The sequence below is a fragment of the Streptomyces chartreusis genome (genome assembly GCF_008704715.1).
GTDB lineage: Bacteria > Actinomycetota > Actinomycetes > Streptomycetales > Streptomycetaceae > Streptomyces > Streptomyces chartreusis.
Map to the genome: position 1 here is coordinate 1,051,150 of NZ_CP023689.1, position 16,185 is coordinate 1,067,334.

At 73.4% G+C, this 16,185-nt stretch carries 9 protein-coding genes and 1 pseudogene; all 10 read right to left on the reverse strand.

The genetic code is table 11. The features are described 5' to 3' along the window. Positions 1 to 81: 81 nt before the first annotated feature. A pseudogene (locus CP983_RS45170) lies at positions 82 to 2,025 on the reverse strand (acyltransferase domain-containing protein); the annotation flags it as partial. Next, the gene (locus CP983_RS04290; RefSeq protein WP_150498584.1) at positions 1,949 to 3,157 is read right to left on the reverse strand and encodes a glycosyltransferase; all 1,209 of its coding nucleotides are present in this window, start codon (positions 3,155 to 3,157) and stop codon (positions 1,949 to 1,951) included. The gene CP983_RS04290 and the pseudogene CP983_RS45170, both read right to left, overlap by 77 nt. A 33-nt stretch (positions 3,158 to 3,190) precedes the next feature. After that, a complete protein-coding gene (locus tag CP983_RS04295) occupies positions 3,191 to 4,519 on the reverse strand; it encodes a UDP-glucose dehydrogenase family protein (RefSeq protein WP_150498585.1) in 1,329 nt (442 codons plus the stop codon). 35 nt (positions 4,520 to 4,554) lie between these two features. After that, a complete protein-coding gene (locus CP983_RS04300; protein ID WP_150498586.1) occupies positions 4,555 to 6,093 on the reverse strand; it encodes a GMC oxidoreductase in 1,539 nt (512 codons plus the stop codon). A gap of 138 nt (positions 6,094 to 6,231) precedes the next feature. Next, the gene (locus CP983_RS04305; RefSeq protein WP_150498587.1) at positions 6,232 to 7,695 is read right to left on the reverse strand and encodes an NAD(P)/FAD-dependent oxidoreductase; all 1,464 of its coding nucleotides are present in this window, start codon (positions 7,693 to 7,695) and stop codon (positions 6,232 to 6,234) included. Positions 7,696 to 7,777: 82 nt separating this feature from the next. Further along, the gene (locus tag CP983_RS04310; protein ID WP_189748439.1) at positions 7,778 to 8,980 is read right to left on the reverse strand and encodes a DegT/DnrJ/EryC1/StrS family aminotransferase; all 1,203 of its coding nucleotides are present in this window, start codon (positions 8,978 to 8,980) and stop codon (positions 7,778 to 7,780) included. A gap of 31 nt (positions 8,981 to 9,011) precedes the next feature. After that, entirely contained in the window at positions 9,012 to 9,674 is a 663-nt protein-coding gene (locus CP983_RS04315) for a class I SAM-dependent methyltransferase (protein WP_150498588.1), read from the reverse strand. A 26-nt stretch (positions 9,675 to 9,700) separates the two neighbouring features. Continuing rightward, entirely contained in the window at positions 9,701 to 10,975 is a 1,275-nt protein-coding gene (locus CP983_RS04320) for a glycosyltransferase (RefSeq protein ID WP_150498589.1), read from the reverse strand. Positions 10,976 to 11,207: 232 nt separating this feature from the next. Further along, entirely contained in the window at positions 11,208 to 13,907 is a 2,700-nt protein-coding gene (locus tag CP983_RS04325; RefSeq protein ID WP_167537640.1) for an ATP-binding protein, read from the reverse strand. Between the two features lie 308 nt (positions 13,908 to 14,215). Further along, positions 14,216 to 16,177 carry an ABC transporter ATP-binding protein/permease gene (locus CP983_RS04330; protein WP_150498591.1) on the reverse strand — a complete coding sequence of 654 codons (1,962 nt, stop codon included), beginning with the start codon at positions 16,175 to 16,177 and terminating at the stop codon, positions 14,216 to 14,218. Positions 16,178 to 16,185 lie beyond the last annotated feature (8 nt).

Consider the following 16,185-nt stretch of genomic DNA (forward strand, 5'->3'; position numbering starts at 1 on the left):
CGGCTCGTCGGAGTGCGCTTGCCCGGCGGTGGTGCCGGGGTCGGCGGTGGCGCCGTAGAGCTGTTCGTAGAGGTGGTGCCCGAGGGCGGCGGGGGTCGGGTAGTCGAAGGCCGCGGTCGGGGCGAGGGGCAGTCCGGTCGCCGCGCGCAGGCGGTCGCGCAGGGCGACGGCGGTGGCCGATTCGACGCCCTGGTCGCGGAAGGAGATGTGCGCGGGCGCGCCGCCGGGCAGTTCCAGCAGGTCGGCGAGCTGGGTGCGGACGAGGTCGACGAGGGCGCCGCGCCGGTCGGGTTCGGGCAGGTCGCCGAGGCGGTCGCGGAGGGCTGCCGCCTGGACGCCGAGGGGGGTGCCGGTGGTGCCGGGGTCCTCTACGGCTGCCGCGGCGGCGAGTTCGGCGGGCAGGTCGGCCGGGTCGGTGCCGGGGGCGTGCAGCGCCGTCCAGTCGGGGTCGCCGCCGGTGGACCAGTACTCGGCCATGGCGCACTGGAAGCGTTCGGCGTTCCCGGCGTCCCGGCGGAGTGTGCTGTGGACGGTGCCGGTGACGCCCGCCCGGGTGAGGACGGTCTCCAGTCCGGTGGTGAGCAGCGGGTGCGGGCTGATCTCCAGGAAGTGGCGGTGGCCCGCGTCGAGTGCGGTGCCGACGGCGGCGACGAACTCGACGGGGTCGCGCAGGGCGGCGGCCCAGTGGTCCGCGTCGAGGGTCACTCCGTCGAGGGCGGTGCCGGCCGAGGCGGCGTAGAGGGGGATGCGGGCCGGGCTTGGGGTGAGGGCGGCGAGGTCGGCGCGGATGCGGTCGGTGATCTCGTCGATGTGCGGTGAGTGGGCGGCGACGCCGTAGTCGACGGTGCGGGCGCGGACGCCTTCGGCGGTCAGTTCGGCGAGGAGTTCGGCGGCGGCGTCGGTGTCGCCGGAGACCACGCCGTTGTCGGGGCCGTTGACGGCCGCGAGGTGGAGCCTGCCGTGCCAGGGCGTGAGGCGTTCGCGGAGCTGTTCCACGGGCATCAGGGCGGACACCATGGCGCCGCGCCCGTGCAGGTCGAGCTGGGCGGTGCCCCAGCTCGCGGCGACACGTGCGGCGTCGTCGAGGGTGAGGGCGCCCGCGACGCAGGCTGCGGCGATCTCGCCGAGGCTGTGCCCGACGACGGCCGCGGGCCGTACGCCGACGCTCTCCCAGAGGGCGGCCAGCGACACCATGACGGCGAAGAGGGCGGGCTGGGTGACGTCGGGTGTGGTCAGCGCGTGCGCGCCGCGCAGGATGTCGACGGGGTTGTGGTCGAGGTGCGGGGCGAGGGCGTCGGCGCACTCGTCCATGCGGCGGGCGAACACCGGGGAGGCGTCGAGGAGTTCGCGGGCCATGCCGGGCCACTGCGAGCCGTGGCCGGGGAAGACGAAGACGGGTCCGCTCTCGCGGGCGGTGGTCCGGCCCTCGGTGACCCGGTCGGTGGGGGTGCCGTCGGCCAGGGCGTCCAGGGCCGCGGCGAGTTCGCCGGGGCCGGTCGCGGTGACGGCGACGCGGCAGGGGTGGGCCGGGTCGAGGCCGGGCAGCAGGGCGGCCGCGATCCGGTCCGGCGCTCCGTCGTGGACGAGGGTGCGCAGGATGCGGGCCTGTTCCCGTACGGCCCGGGTGCCTCGTCCGGTGAGGAGCCAGGGGCGTGGGGTGCCCGCGATCGGGCGGGTGGCCGAGGTGGAGCGAGCTTGATCGGACACGTTCTCTCCCGCGGATGACTCGTCGCCACGTCTTCGGATGCTGGACCGGGCCTGTGGGGGACGTCGGCGTGCGGCGGCCGGGAAAGTGGGGGTGGCCTGATCCGTTCGTCCAACTGGTTCGATTATTCGGACGGACGACTGGGGGAAACACAAGGAGATGGAGCGCCCGTCGCGATCACGACGACGCCGACGGGGCCACGGGGGCCGCGTCGGCGTCGGTGCGGATCTGCGGAAGGGGCCGTCAGCCGGCGGCCAGGAGTTCCAGGTGGGTGACTGCGGCGTCGATGCCGGGCAGGGCGAGCATCTCCTTCTGGGCACGCCGGGCCTCGTCGGTGACGTTCTCGTCGGCCAGGAGCCGGTGGCAGGTCTCCACCATGGGTTCGGCGCCCCGGTTCGCGATGTGCTCGCCGAGTCCGAGGCCGGCGACGCGCAGCGCGTTGTACTGCTGGTCGCCGAACATGGGCCGGACCGCCATGGGGACGCCGGCGCGCACGGCCTCGCGGATGCTGTTGTAGCCGCCGTGGGTGACGAACAGCGCGGCGTGCTCGAGGAGGAGTTGCTGCGGGAAGCGGTCGACGACGCGGACGTGGGGTGCGGCCTTCGCGGTGTCCACGGGCATGCCGAGCGTGGAGACGACGGCGGCGCAGTCCAGTGCGGACAGCGCCTCGACGACCGTGTCGAGGGGCTCTGCCGGGTCGTAGACGGGGATGGGGGCGCCGAACTCGCGGGCCTTGTCGAGGAATTCGAGGACGGTGCCGGGCAGTCCCGTGCCGAGTGAGGCGAGTACGAGGGGCTTGTCGGCGGGCAGTTCGTCGAACCAGTCGGGCAGGCTCTCGCCGCGGGTGACGGTGCGGGGCTGGCGGTAGGCGACGGCGCCGGGGGCGAGGGGGCGGGCGAAGGAGTAGGGGGCGGGCATGCAGTCGAGGCGTCCGTGCCGGTAGACGGCCACCGGGTCGTCGCTCTCGGGCAGGCCGAGGGCGCGGCGGCGGTCGTTCAGCAGCGGGAGCAGCAGTTCCGGGTCGAGGAACTGGCCCGAGCCGGAGGGCGCGGGGACATGGGGTACGCCGAGGGTCTCGGCGACGAGGAGCGCGGCGAACTCGTAGCCGTCGCGCAGGATGACGTCGGGCCGGAACTCGCGGGCGAGTGGCAGCAACAGGTCGTAGGCGTCGTCGAGTTGGGGTCCGGCGCCGAGGGTGGCCCACAGGTCGTGGGCGAAGCGGCTGAACTCCTCGGGGATGGGCAGCTTGCCCTCGAACAGCAGCCGCATGCCCTGGGCGGTGATGTCGGTGTAGACGCCCTCGACGCGGGCCCGCTCGCCGGCGAGGACGGGCGCGAGTTTGTCGGCGGTGACGACGAGGACTTCATGTCCGGCGTCGCCGAGGGCCCGCACGAGCGGCAGGCAGGCGCGCGCGTGGGAGGGCGAGCCGGTGATGCTGCACAGCACCCGCATGGTGACGGACCTTTCTTCGCGGCTCTGGAGGGTCTATACGGCGGTCAGGGCGGGCTCGACCGGGCTGGTGCCGGTGCCGTGCCAGGCGAGGCCGGCGGCGCTGAGGGCGGCCGGGTCGAGGTGGTTGCGGGTGTCGACGACGACCGGGTGGTGCAGGTCGGCGGCGATCCGGGGCCAGTCGAGGTCGCGGTAGTGCGGCCATTCGGTGCACAGGACCAGCGCGGATGCGCCCTTGGCGGCCTGGTGGGGGTCGTCGACGACGTTGATGTCGGCGGGGAGTTCGGTGTGCCGGGTCGCGGGGACGGCCGGGTCGTGGGCGGTGAGTTCGGCGCCGCGGCCGGCGAGTTCGGCGGCGAGGGCGAGGGCGGGCGAGTCGCGCAGGTCGTCGGTGCCGGCCTTGAAGGTGAGGCCGAGCAGCCCGATCCGGACCCCGGCGAGGGAGCCGTCCTCGTCGCCGCACAGGCGGGCGATCCGGTCGGCGATCCGGGTGCGCTGGCGGGCGTTGGTGTCGATGGCCGCCCGCACCAGCGGGAAGTCGACGCCGAGCGCGTCGGCCGTGCCGAGCAGGGCGCGGGTGTCCTTGGGCAGGCAGGAGCCGCCCCAGCCGGGTCCGGGGCGCAGGAACGCGCCGCCGATGCGGTGGTCCTGGCCGAGTGCGGCGGTGACCCGGCCGATGTCGGCGCCGACCTCCTCGCACAGTTCGGCGAGGGTGTTGACGTAGGACAGCTTGACGGCGAGGAAGCAGTTCGCGGCGTACTTGACGACCTCGGCGCTGGCGGCGTCGGCGATGACGACGGGTGCGTCGACGCCGGCGTACAGCTCGGCGACCTGGGCGGCGGCCCAGGGGCTGGCGGAGCCGATGACGACCCGGTCGGGCTGCAGGAAGTCGGCGACGGAGGTGCCCTCGCGCAGGAACTCGGGGTTGCTGACGACGCCGACGTCGGGCCGGCCGAGTGCGGCGGTGACGCGGGCGGCGGTGCCGACAGGCACGGTCGACTTGGTGACCAGGACGCTGTCGGGTTCCAGCAGGGTCCGGATCTCCTCGACGACCGCGTCGACGGCGGTGAGGTCGGCGCGCCCGTCGGGTCCGGTGGGGGTGCCGACGCAGATGAACACGGTGCGGGCGCCGCGTACGGCGTCGGGGGCGCCGACGACGAACCGGAGCCGGCCCGTGTCGAGGCCGGCCCGCACCAGTTCGGGCAGGCCGTCCTCCAGGATGCGCACTTCGCCGCGGCCCAGTTCCGCGACCTTGACCGGGTCCAGGTCGGCGCAGACCACCCGGTGTCCGAGCGACGCCAGGCAGGCTCCGGCGGTGAGTCCGACATAACCGGTGCCGATGACGGCGATGGTGTGGCGGTGCACGGCGGCCACCTCGATTCTCGGTTGGTTCGCTGCGGTCAGACGCCGATGAGCCGGGCGCTGATGGACGCCGCGGCACGGACGGCCAGGGCGACGCTGTACAGCGTCGGGTTGACGGCGGTGGCGGTCGGGATGACCCCGTTGCCGCCGACGTAGAGGTTGTCGAAGCCCCAGACGCGGCTGTCGGTGTCGCACACCGAGGTGCCGTCGTCGGCGGGGCCCATGCGCACGGTGCCCTGGTAGTGCTTGGAGCTGCCGGCGGGGAACAGTTCGGGCCGTTCCAGGAACTCGCCGCCGAGGGCCTCGGCGACGGCTTCCTGGTCGGCGCGGGCCTGTTCGGCGTTTTCGAGGTCCGCTTCGGTGAGGTCGTAGTGGACGGTCATGTCGGGCATGCCGTAGGCGTCGGCCTCGCTGGTGGAGAACTCGATGCGGTCCTCGGCGCGGATCTCCTTGGCGCCGTACCAGACCATGCCGACGAACAGCGCCGGGTCGACGCCTTCCAGGGGTGAGGTGTCGATGGTCATGACCTGGCCGTGGTTGCGGCGGCCGGGGTCGGAGAACGGCACCCAGAAGCGGCCGGTCTCCAGGTCGCGGATGTCGCCGCCGAACTCGACGGTGCCGCGGGCGGCGAGCCCGGCGGTCGGGCCGTCCTTGACGTGGACGGAACTGACGGTCTTGGGCTGGTCGTTGAGATGACGGCCGAGGGCGTCGGGGCGGATGCCGGAGGCCCACAGCAGCTGCGGGGTGCGCAGCGCGTCGGCGCACACGGCGACGGCGGAGGCGCGGACGGCGAACTCGGTGCCGGTCGGCAGGTGTTCGAGGAGGGCGCCGGTGACCTTGCGTCCGCTGAACAGCAGGCGCCGGCACATGGTCTCGTCGGCGATGCGGAACCGTCCGTCGCCGGCGGTTGCGCCGGCGTGGGTGAGCGGGCCGAGGACGGTGTCGGGCCCGCCCCACAGCGGGCGGCGACCCGGGCGGGGGGTGCAGGCGAGTGGCATGGTGCCGACGCCGCGACCGACCGGGTAGTCGCCGTCGAAGAGCTGGCCGAGCGTCTTCAGGACGAGGTCGCCGGCCTCGGTGGCCGGGTAGGCGTCGCGGGTGACGCTCAGCAGGTGTTCGGCGACGGACAGGGCGGCGTCGAGGTCGTCGGCGGGCAGGAACGGCAGCCGTTCGCTGTCCAGCGGGCGGGGGGCGGTGCAGGCCCAGTGCACGCCCATCCCGCCGATGTTGCTGGACATGACCGCTGCGGGCATGCCGAACTGCTCCGGTTCGTCGTCGCGGCGGGGCCGCAGCAGATGGGTGCCGCGGTCCGCGTACTTCTTGACCAGGGCGCCGTCCTCACCGGGCGCGGTCTCGGGATCGCGGCCCTGGGAACGGGCCTGGGCCGCGGCCCGTTCCGGTGCGGGCAGGTTGCCGAGGTGCAGCCCGGCCTGCCCGGTCAGGCGCGGCCCGAGGTCGGCGATCAGGATCCGGGCGTGCGGTACGGCGTCGTACACACGGCGGGCGACGGCCGACCCCACCGGGCCGCTTCCGACGACGAGCAGGTCGACCGTCGGCGGAAGTTCGGGACAGCTCATGGTGACGCGACGCTCCTTCAGTTCATTGCGGTGGGGGGTGACGACAGCGCCCCAAAGGGGCGCGGGGAACTGCGCGACCAGCCACGACGCGGCCGCGGACGACCGACGACCTGGCGCGGCACTTCCCGCGCGCAGCGCTCAGCGGGCGGCGCGGCTCGCCGCGTAATACTCGCGGACCTGCTGGGCGAAGGCCGGGTTCATCTGGGCCTTGGCGAGGATCTCGGCGGGCGGGGTGAACTCGTCGTCGAGGGCGTCGGCGAACTTGGTGAATCCGGCGCGCAGTTGGGCCTCGATGACGGCCGGCCAGGCGTTGGGGATCTTCCACTCGTCCTCGTAGCCGGTGGCTAGCAGGTGGGTGACGGCGGTCTCGACGACGTCGGTGCGGCTGTGCGCCTGGGTGGGCCTGCGGACGGGCTGGAACACGGACAGATCGTGGCGGGTGTCGTCGCCGAGGATGCGTCGGGCCATCTCGTCGGCGAGCAGCGGCGACAGGTGCAGGCCGTCGCGGTAGGTGCCGGTCATCATCCACAGCCCGTCGAGCCCGGCGTCGCCGACCAGCGGGAAGCCGTCGAAGGCGACGGGCCGGTTGCCGACCTGGATCTTCTCGATGCCGGCGGTGTCGAGGTCGCGGCGCAACTGCCGCAGGGCGCAGCCGAGCAGGAAGGTGGCGTCGCGGATGGACGGCACGTCGGCGGGCTCGGGCTCGATGGCGTTGGTGGCGCCGAGGTAGACGTGGCCCTGGCCGCGCGGCACGAGGTGCAGGCCGCAGGCGAAGGCACGGTTGGGGGTGCGCAGCACGCTGGTGGGGCCGGGCACGGCCGGGTCGACGCGGGCGACGACGGAGACGCCGACGCCGGCGCACAGCCGCGGGATGCTGCCGGTCAGGGCGGGCACGGTGTCGAGGAGGGTCTGGGAGGCGGCACCCGCGGCGAGGACGACCTGGCCGGCGGTGAGGGTGTCGCCGCTGGTGAGCTTGACGCCGGTGATGCGTTCGCCCTCGGTGACCAGGCTCTCGCCGAAGCCGTCGAGGAGGGTGCCGCCTGCCTTCAGCAGGGCGCTCTGGAGGCGGGCCAGCAGCCGGCCGGAGTCGACGGCGTGCTCGCCGGGGATGAACATGCCCATCAGGGGCCGGGCCAGCGGGTCGGGGTCGAGCCAGCCGAGCTCGGCCGGGTCGATGTCCTCGTACGGCTCCTTGTACTCGTCGAGGGTCTTGCGGATGGCGGCGTAGTTGGCGGAGTCGATGCCGGGTACGCCGACCGAGTTCAGCAGCATCACGGTGCCGTCGGCGCAGCGCAGGTCGTCGTGCTCGCCGGTGTCCTCGGCCAGTTGGTCCAGCCAGTCGTCCCACAGGCGGGTGGCCTGGACGCCGAGGTCGAGCTTGGCGCGGCCCTGCTCGCTGGCTATGAGGGTGGAGGTGACCTCGCCGAAGGTGCCGAGCATGGCGCCGGCGGCGGTGGAGGCGGCCCAGGGCCGGTCGGTGCGGCCGAGGACGGCCACCTTGGTGCCACGGCGGGCGAGGGTCAGGCCCAGGGACAGGCCGAGCACACCGTTGCCGACGACGAGGACCTCGAAGGTCCGGCCGGCCGGGTTGTCGCTGGTCATCGCTTTCGTTCCCATCCTGTGAACCGCCGCGCCGGGCGCGGGGTGTGCGAAGTCGGTGTCGGGGTCGTCGGGGGCGGCGGGGTCAGCCGGCCGCGGGGGTGCCGTCGCGCGGCAGTTCGTCCAGGACCTTGGCGACGGCGGTGGCGACGTCGTCGACGTCCTGGCGGGTGCCGAGCAGGGCCTGGTGCGGGACGAGCACGCCGTCACGGCCGACGCGTTCGGCGTTGGGGCAGCGTTCGGCGAGTTCCTCGGGCCGGGCGCCCCCGGTGGCGCCGGTCCAGAAGGCGTCGGTGCGGTGCAGGGGCTGGTGGCTGCCGAAGGCGGGGATGCCCTCCATCAGCAGCGCGAGGGCGACGGTGTCGCGGTCGAGACCGCCGAGCTCGTCCTGGTCGAGGACGAACGTCGTCATGTAGTGCGGGGTTCCGGTGCAGCGCGGGTCGCGGCCCTGGAGGCGGATGCCGGGGATCTCGCCCAGCGCGGCGGCGAGTTCGGTGTGCCGGGCGGCGCGGCGGGCGTTCTGGTCGGCGAAGCGGGCCAGTTGGGCGCGCAGCAGGGCTGCGGTGAGTTCGGAGACGCGGAAGTTGGAGGAGCCGGTGGCGAGGTTCAGTTCACGGTCACGGCCGCAGTTGTGCCGTGTCCAGGCGGCCTCGTAGGTCTCCTCGTCGGGCAGCAGCAGGGCGCCGCCCTCGCCCGCGGTGATCACCTTGGTGCTCTGGAAGGAGAATGTGGCGATCGAGCCGAGGGCGCCGAGACCCTTGCCGCGCCAGGTGGCGCCGTGGGCCTGGGCGGCGTCCTGCACGACGGTGACACCGCGGGCGGCGGCCCAGGCGGTGATGGCGTCCATGTCGGCGACGTGGCCGCCGATGTGGACGGGGATCACCGCGCGGGTGCGGTCGGTGGCGGCGGCGTCGAGGCCGGCGGGGTCGAGGCAGAAGGTGTCCGGGGTGACGTCGACGGGCACCGGGACGCCGCCGCGCCGCTGTACGGCGGTGGAGGTGGCGACGAAGGTGTAGGCGGGGACGATCACCTCGTCGCCGGGTTCGATCCCGGCGAGTTCCAGGGCGAGTTCGAGGGCGTGCGAGCCGTTGGTGACGGCGAGCGCGGCGGGCGCGCCGCCGAACTCGGCGAACTCGCGCTCGAACGCCTGGACCTCCTTGCCGCCGTGCCGTCCCCATTCGCCCTGCTGGAGGGCGCGGGCGAGGGCGAGGCTCTCGGTCTCGTCGTACTCGGGCCAGCGCGGGAACGGTTGCGTCCGCACCTTGGGCCCGCCGTTCAGGGCCAGCATCGGCCTCTCCTTCCGGGGGAGGTGGCGCCGGTCAGCCGGGGAGGTTGCCGAACGCGGTGCGGGTGCCGTAGGGGTCGAGCTGCATGGTGAGGCCGCACTCGTCCTCCCAGCGCTTGGTGATCTCCACGCCCTCGGAGCGGTTGACGTCGTCGAGCATCACGGTGGCGCCGGGCGCCAAGTGGTCCTTGAGGGCGGGTACGGCCGGGTAGCGGGCCATCTTGCGGCCCTGCTCCCAGCCGGGCGGGCCGTCGACGAGCAACAGGTCGATCTTGCCGTGCTTTTCGGTGAAGGCGCCGATCTCGTCCTCGACGACGGCGGGCTCGTACCACTCGACGCGCTTGACGGCCGCCGGGTGCTCGGCGAGCGGGGCGTGCACGACACGGGCGACGTCGGTCAGGCCCTCCTGCGCCAGCTGGTCGTTGACCCACCGGGCCCACTTCTCGTCGTGCTCCAGGGAGAGCACGTTGCCGTGGCCGCGCTGGGCGAGGTAGCGGGCGAAGACGATCGTGGAGGTGCCGCTGCCGCATTCGACGAGGACCTTGCGGTCGCCCAGGGCGATGTCGTCGAGCAGCTTGATCAGGGCGCCGGGGCGCAGCGACCACGCGGAGAACGGCAGGTAGGGGCCGTTCAGCAGCGGGGACAGCCGGATCCACGAGGCCAGGTCGTAGAACGCCCGGAGGAACTGCGTGTCCATCTTCCTGCTCCTGTCTGGGTTCCGGTTCAGTGGCCGGCGAGGGCGACGAGGTGGTCGACGGCGGCGGTGACCTGGGGCAGCGCGAGCATGTGGCGCTGCGCGGTGCGGGCCGCGTGGGTGTGGCCCGGGTCGCCGAGCAGCCGCTCGACGGTGCCGGCGACGTCGTCGGCGCCCGCGCTGGGCACGCGCAGCCCGAGCCCGAGCTCCGTGACGCGGCTCGCGTTGTGCGCCTGGTCGCTGAGTTCGGGCAGGACGGCCATGGGGACGCCGGCGCGGACGGCCTCGCGGACGCTGTTGTAGCCGCCGTGCGTGAACAGCAGCTGGGCGGTCTCCAGCAGCAGCGGCTGCGGGATGCTCTCGAAGAGGTGCACGTTGTCGCCGACGGCGGCCGGGTCGACGGGCATGCCGCGGGTGGCGACGACGGCGGTGCAGTCCACCTGGGACAGGCCCTTGACGATGGTGGTGAGCGGGTTGGCGTCACCGGGCATCAGCGCGCCCACGACGAGCGCCGGGTCGGCCTCGATGTCAAGGCCCTCGAAGAGGTGTCCGGCGACGACGCCGTCGAAGAACAGGTCGAGGATGCGCGGGAAGACGGAGTGCTGCATCAGCGAGGCGAACACGTTGGTGCTGGAGACCACGACGAGCGGCTTGTCGCCGGGGAGGTCGCGCAGCCACTCGGGGCCGGTCTCGCCGCGCACGATGGCGGACGGCTGCTGGTAGGCGAAGGTGCCGCCCATGTCGTGCGCGGTGAAGGCGTACTCGGGCGGCATGCAGTCGAAGCGGCCGTGCGCGTGGATCGCGTCGGCCGAGTCGCTCTCGGGCAGGCCGAGTTCGGCGCGGCGCAGGTTCAGCTCGGTGAGGGCCAGCTTCGCGTCGAGGTACTGGCCGCCGCCGGAGGGCGCGGTGACGTGCGGGACGCCGAGGGTCTCGGCGACGAGGTAGCCGGCGAACTCGACGCCGCTGCGAAGGATCACGTCCGGCTTGAACTCCTGTGCCACGTCGAGGAGTTGCCGGTAGGCGTCGGTGACGTGCGGGCCGCAGGCGGTGGCGAGGAGGGTCTGCGGCGAGAACGGGTCGGAGGGGGCGAAGTCGATGCGCTTCTGCTGGAGCAGGCTGAGCACGATCTCGGCCATGTCGGTGAACAGCGGCAGGACGCGGATGTCCTCGCCCTCGAAGACACCGGCCATCTCCGGCGGGGAGACCACGGTGACCTCGTGGCCGGCCTCCGCCGCGGCTCGGGCCAGCGGCAGCAGAGCACGTGCGTTGGAGGGCGACAGCGCGAGGCTGCAGAGAATGCGCACAACCATTCCTTTCGTGCGGAAGCGACGTCCGGACACGTCATGATGTGCCGCCGGTCTCGGTGTTTTCCCGAGTCTTCGGCGCACTTTCCGCGCCGCTCGATGACGAACTTATGCGCTGGGCGCACATGGACCCAGTTGGGTGTTTCCATCGGCGGGTAATTCGATGGAATGGGCACACGAATTCCCCGGCCATTGTCGGTCGTTCGGGGAAATGACGTGCCGGGTAACCGGATCACACGGTCAGCTGGGCCGCGGTGCTTTCGGTCCAGGCCTCGGCGCGGCGCCTGCGGTCCTCACGGACGGTACGCGGCACGAGCGCGTCGACGGCCTCGCGGGTGGCCGGATGCCGGAAGGCGTAGCGCAGGGCACCGGTGGCGGAGGGGTGCCGGGAGCGGCGCAGGAAGTCCCGGCGCTCCAGGTGGTCGAGCCAGTGCGCGGCCTCGCTGCGGTCCACGCCGCCGACCGCGGCGACTCCGTCGGCGCAGCACACGCCGCCCAGGGCGGAGGCGCACACGAGGACGGCCTTGGCGAGCGGCGGGAGGGTGTCGAGGTGGGCGGCGACGACCTGCCGCACATGACGGGGCATCGCCGGCGGCCCGAAATCACGGCCGGCCAGTTCCCGGGCGTACTCCAGGGCATAGAGGGGGTTGCCGCCGATCCGGGCGAGGACGTCACGCCGCAGTTCGGCGGGGAGCGCGCCGCCGCCGACGGCGAGGAGGGCGTCCAGCAGCGCGGCGGAGGACGCCTCGTCGAGCGGGTCGAGGGTGAGGGCGAGGGCGTCGCGCCGGCCGCCGCCCCAGGTGGGCCTGCGGTCGAGGAGTTCGGGGCGTGCGGTGACGGCGAGGAGGAGGGGTACGGGTCCGGCGGCGTCGGCGAGTTCGGTGACGAGGTCCAGGACCGGGTCGGGTGCGGAGTGCAGGTCCTCCAGGACGAGGAGCAGGGGGCGTTCGGCGGCGAGTCCGGTGAGCAGGAGCCGCCAGGCGGTGGCGAGGTCGGGCCAGTCGGCGGGGGCGGGCGGCTCCGCGCGCAGGAGCGGGCCGAGCCGGTCGAGCAGCCAGGTGCCGCGGTCGCCGGTGCCGAAGAGGGCGTGGACGGTGCGGGCGAGGGCGTCGTGGGCACAGTCGCCGGTGCCGGTGTCTGTCACCCTGGCGGAGGCTGTGCCGGTGGCCGAGGCGAGGGTGCGGTCGAGGAGGGCGAGCGGCCTGTCGCGGTCGCACCAGGAGCTGTGGCCGGTGACGACCCGGTATCCGTGCGGGGAGCGGCGGGCGAGCCGGGCGAGTTCGGCCATGAGCCGGGTCTTTCCGGCGCCGGGTTCGCCGAGTGCGGTGAGCAGGCAGGGGCGCTGCCGGCGGGCCACGTCGTCGAGCGCTCCGCCCAGTTGGGCCAACTCGCGGTCCCGGCCCACCAGGGCGGGCGGGGTGTCCGTGCGGGCGCTGCGGGTGCCGAGCGGTTCGGCCGCGCCGTCGGGTCCGGCGGGGCCGTAGACGAGGGAGCGTTCGGTGCCGGAGCGGGTCGTGGCGCACACCCGGATGCCGCCGGGCGGCACGGTCCGAAGCAGGTCGGCGCAGCTCTGCGGAACGGCGCCGTTCACGATGGGCACGGCTCCGGTGCCGTCGGCGGCGCAGGTGACGACGACGTCGCCGGTGGCCACGGCCACGCGGGGCGCGGAGCCGCCGTGCACGGGGACGGGGCCGCCCGCGCCGTACTGGCGGAGTCTGCGCAGGATCGCCCGGCCGGCCCGGACCGCGCGTTCGGCGTCGTCCTCGCGGGTGCGGACGACGCCGAACAGGGCGAAGGTGACCGGTCCGAGGACGCCGGAGACCTTTCCGCCGTGCCGGGCGACCTCGTCGCGGATGGCGACGGCCAGTTCCCCGGAGAGCCGGGCGGCGTCTTCCGGGTCGCCGCCGAGTCCCTTTCCGAGGGTGGTCCGCACGAGCAGCATCGACAGTTGTTTGTGCTGCTCGGTGAGGACGCCGGCGGGCGCGGCGGGATACGGGAAGGCGGTGGCGCGTGGCGGTGCGGGCAGCGCCGGGTGCCTGGGCGCCGGAGGGCTGTCGAAGCCGACCAGGGCGGCCGGGGCGACGGCCGCCGGACCGGGCGTGCCCGCTGCCGGCCGCGGGCGGCGGGGTTCGCCGTCGAGGGCCATGATGGCGAGCGCGTCGGGCTGGCCGAGGACGGGATCGTGGTCGAGGACGGCGCGCTCCACGGCACGCAGGACCCGGCCCGGCTCCAGGCCGAGCCGGGAGGCCAGCGCGGTCCTGGTGCGGCGGTAGGCGTCCAGGGCGTCGGACTGGTGGCCGCGCCGGTAGAGGGCGAGCATCAGCTGGGCGCACAGCCGCTCGCGCTCGGGTTCGCGCTCGGCGTGGGTGCGGAGTTCCTCCAGCACGTCGTCGTGCCGTCCGCAGGCGAGTTCGGCCTCGTACAGGTCCTCGCGGGTGGCCGTGCGGGCCTGGGCGAGGGTGCGCAGTTCGGGCCAGTCGGTGCCCGACTCGGCGAGGTCGGCGAGGACGGGGCCGCGCCACAGGTCGAGGGCGGCGCGCAGGGTACGGGCGGCGGAGGACCAGGCTCCGGCGGCGAGGTCGGCGTGGCCTCGGTCGGCGAGGGCCCGGTAGGCGGTGAGGTCGAGGTCGTCGCCGTCGACGCGCAGCAGATAGCCGGGGGCATGGGTAAGGAGTACGGGGCCGCCGTGGGCGTCCTCGGTGTCGTCGGCGGCGAGGAGTCCGCGCAGGGCGGAGACCGCGTTCTGGAGCATCTTGCGGGCGGTGGGCGGTGGTTCGCCGGCCCACAGGGCACGCATCAGGGCGCTGGTCGCGACGACCTCGTTGGCGTGCAGCAGCAGATGGCCGAGGGTGGCGCGCTGTTTGACGCCGCTCAGCGCGACCGGGCCGCTGTCGCCGAGGACCGTCAGCGGGCCCAGCACCTGGAATTTCATGCCGGTGTCGCTCCCGTTCGCTCCGGCCCGGGAACAGCCGGAGGACCGGAAGGAGACGAAAGGGACGATGAAAAGGGACGGCTCCCTCTCCCGGTGTTCCCGCCGGTTTCCCGAATGCGCCGAACCGATTTTCCGGTGCCGTTCTTGCCGTACTCCGCAATGATTCCGAGGGACCCGTACGGCCGTTCTCCGGTCTCGCACCAGGCCCGGAGAACGGCCGTCGGACATTCACCCTCTGGATCCGGAATGGATGCTATCGGCGTCCCGGTGGGGCGGTCACTGGGGAAAACACTGGTCCTGCGCGGGCGTCAGGAGGCGCGCCAGCGCAGCGCCCGGTCGGCGATCCACAGCGAAGCCACCGAGGCGACGGCGAGGACGGCCACGTCCAGGGCGAACGTGCCGTCGATGTCGCCGGTGACGCTGTGCCGGATGGCGTCGGCGCCGTAGCTGGTCGGCATGACGTAGCTGATGACGCGCAGCGCGACCGGCAGGGACTCCATCGGGATGAGCAGCGGGGCGCCCAGCAGCAGCAGGAAGTTGAGCATGTAGGTGACGATGGAGATGAGCTCGATCTTGTCGATGAGGCTGCCGATGACGAGGCCGAGCGCGGCGAGCGGCAGGGCGGTCAGCGGATACACGAACAGCAGCGTCGGCGACAGCGTGAGCTCGATGTCGTAGAGCACCTCCACGGCGAGCAGGGAGGTGACCAGGCCGGGCGCGATGAGCAGCAGCCGGGCGGCGACGAACGCCGTCACGAAGGCCACTTTGCTGATGGGCAGCGAGGCGTAGTACATCATCGAGCCCTCGGCCTTGATGGCGCCGATCCGCTGGGCGATGGCGGTGGTGCCGAGCGCGGCGATGGAGAACACGCCGGAGCCGCTCGCGATGTACAGCAGGCTGGCCTGGTCGGTGAGGCCGCTGCCGATGCGGGAGAACCCGAACACCATGGTCAGCGGCATGAAGATGCCGAAGACCATGTGGACGTGCCAGGACGTCCGCACGATCAGCATGTGCTCGAACCACAGGTACTTGAAGGACGTGCCGAAGGTGGCCAGCCGGGCCCCGAGGGTGCGCCGTGGGACCCGGGTGGGGGCCGGGGCGGTCGAGGGCGCCGGCCGGGGTGTACGGGCGGCGGGCAGGGGGCCGCGCCGGGTGGCGGGCGAGGTGGTCGTGGGCGCGGCGGCGTCGGGTTCGGCACCCGGGGCACCGACGGTGGCGAGTTCCTTGACGGGAGGCGGCTGTTCGGGCGAGTCGGGCGCCCGGTGGGCCGGCTCGGGCTCGGCCGGCTTCTCCGGCTCGCCGACGGGTTCCGGCTTGAGGCTGAGGTAGACGTCCTCCAGCGTGGGCCGGGCGAACCGGAAGTCGTCGACGCGGGTCACCCCGACATCGGTGACCAGGACCTCCAGCAGGGGCTGGATCCGGTCGGGCGGCGCGGTGACGAGGTAGCTGCCGCTGCGGTCGCCCGGCGAGACGACACCGATCCGGCCGAGCCGCGCGGCCTCCGCCTCGGTGAGGCTGCCGCCGTCACGGACGAACAGCTCCAGCCGCGCCTGGGCGCCGGTCTGCTCCTTGAGTTCGCCGGGCGTGCCCATGGCGGTGATACGGCCGCCGTGCATGACGGCTACGCGGTGGACGGCCTTCTCCGCCTCCAGCACGTTGTGGGTGACGAGGACGATCGTCGTGCCGTCCTCGGCGGCCCGGCGCTGCACGATGTCCCAGATCAACCGCCGGTTGTGCGGGTCGAGTTCGTTGGTGGGCTCGTCCAGCACGATGAGTTCGGGGCGTCCCATCAGGGTCATGCCGAAGTTCACCAGCCGCATCAAACCACCGCTGAGCCGCTCCACCTGCCGGTCGGCGTACGGCCCGAGACCCAGCTCCTCGATCAGCTCGTCGGTCTGGCGCCGGGCGTCCGCCTCGCTCTGCCCGCGCAGCCGCCCCGTGTAGTGCAGGGCCCGGCGTGCCTCGATCAGCCGCATCGACAGGCCGCGCTGCGGCAGGAACCCGACGGTGGACTTCACCAGCTCGGGGTGGCGCACCACGTCGATGCCGTTCACGGTGATGGAGCCCGACGTCGGACGCACCAGACCCAGCATCTGGAGGACCAGTGTCGTCTTGCCGGCGCCGTTGGCGCCGAACAGGCCGAACACCTGCCCGCGCGGCACGTTGAACGTCAACCCGTCGTTGGCCTTGATGAGTTCACCGCCCCGGCCACGATAGGCGCGCACCAGATCACGCACCTCCACGGCCGGACCGTCGTCCGTCTTGACCATGCCCACGT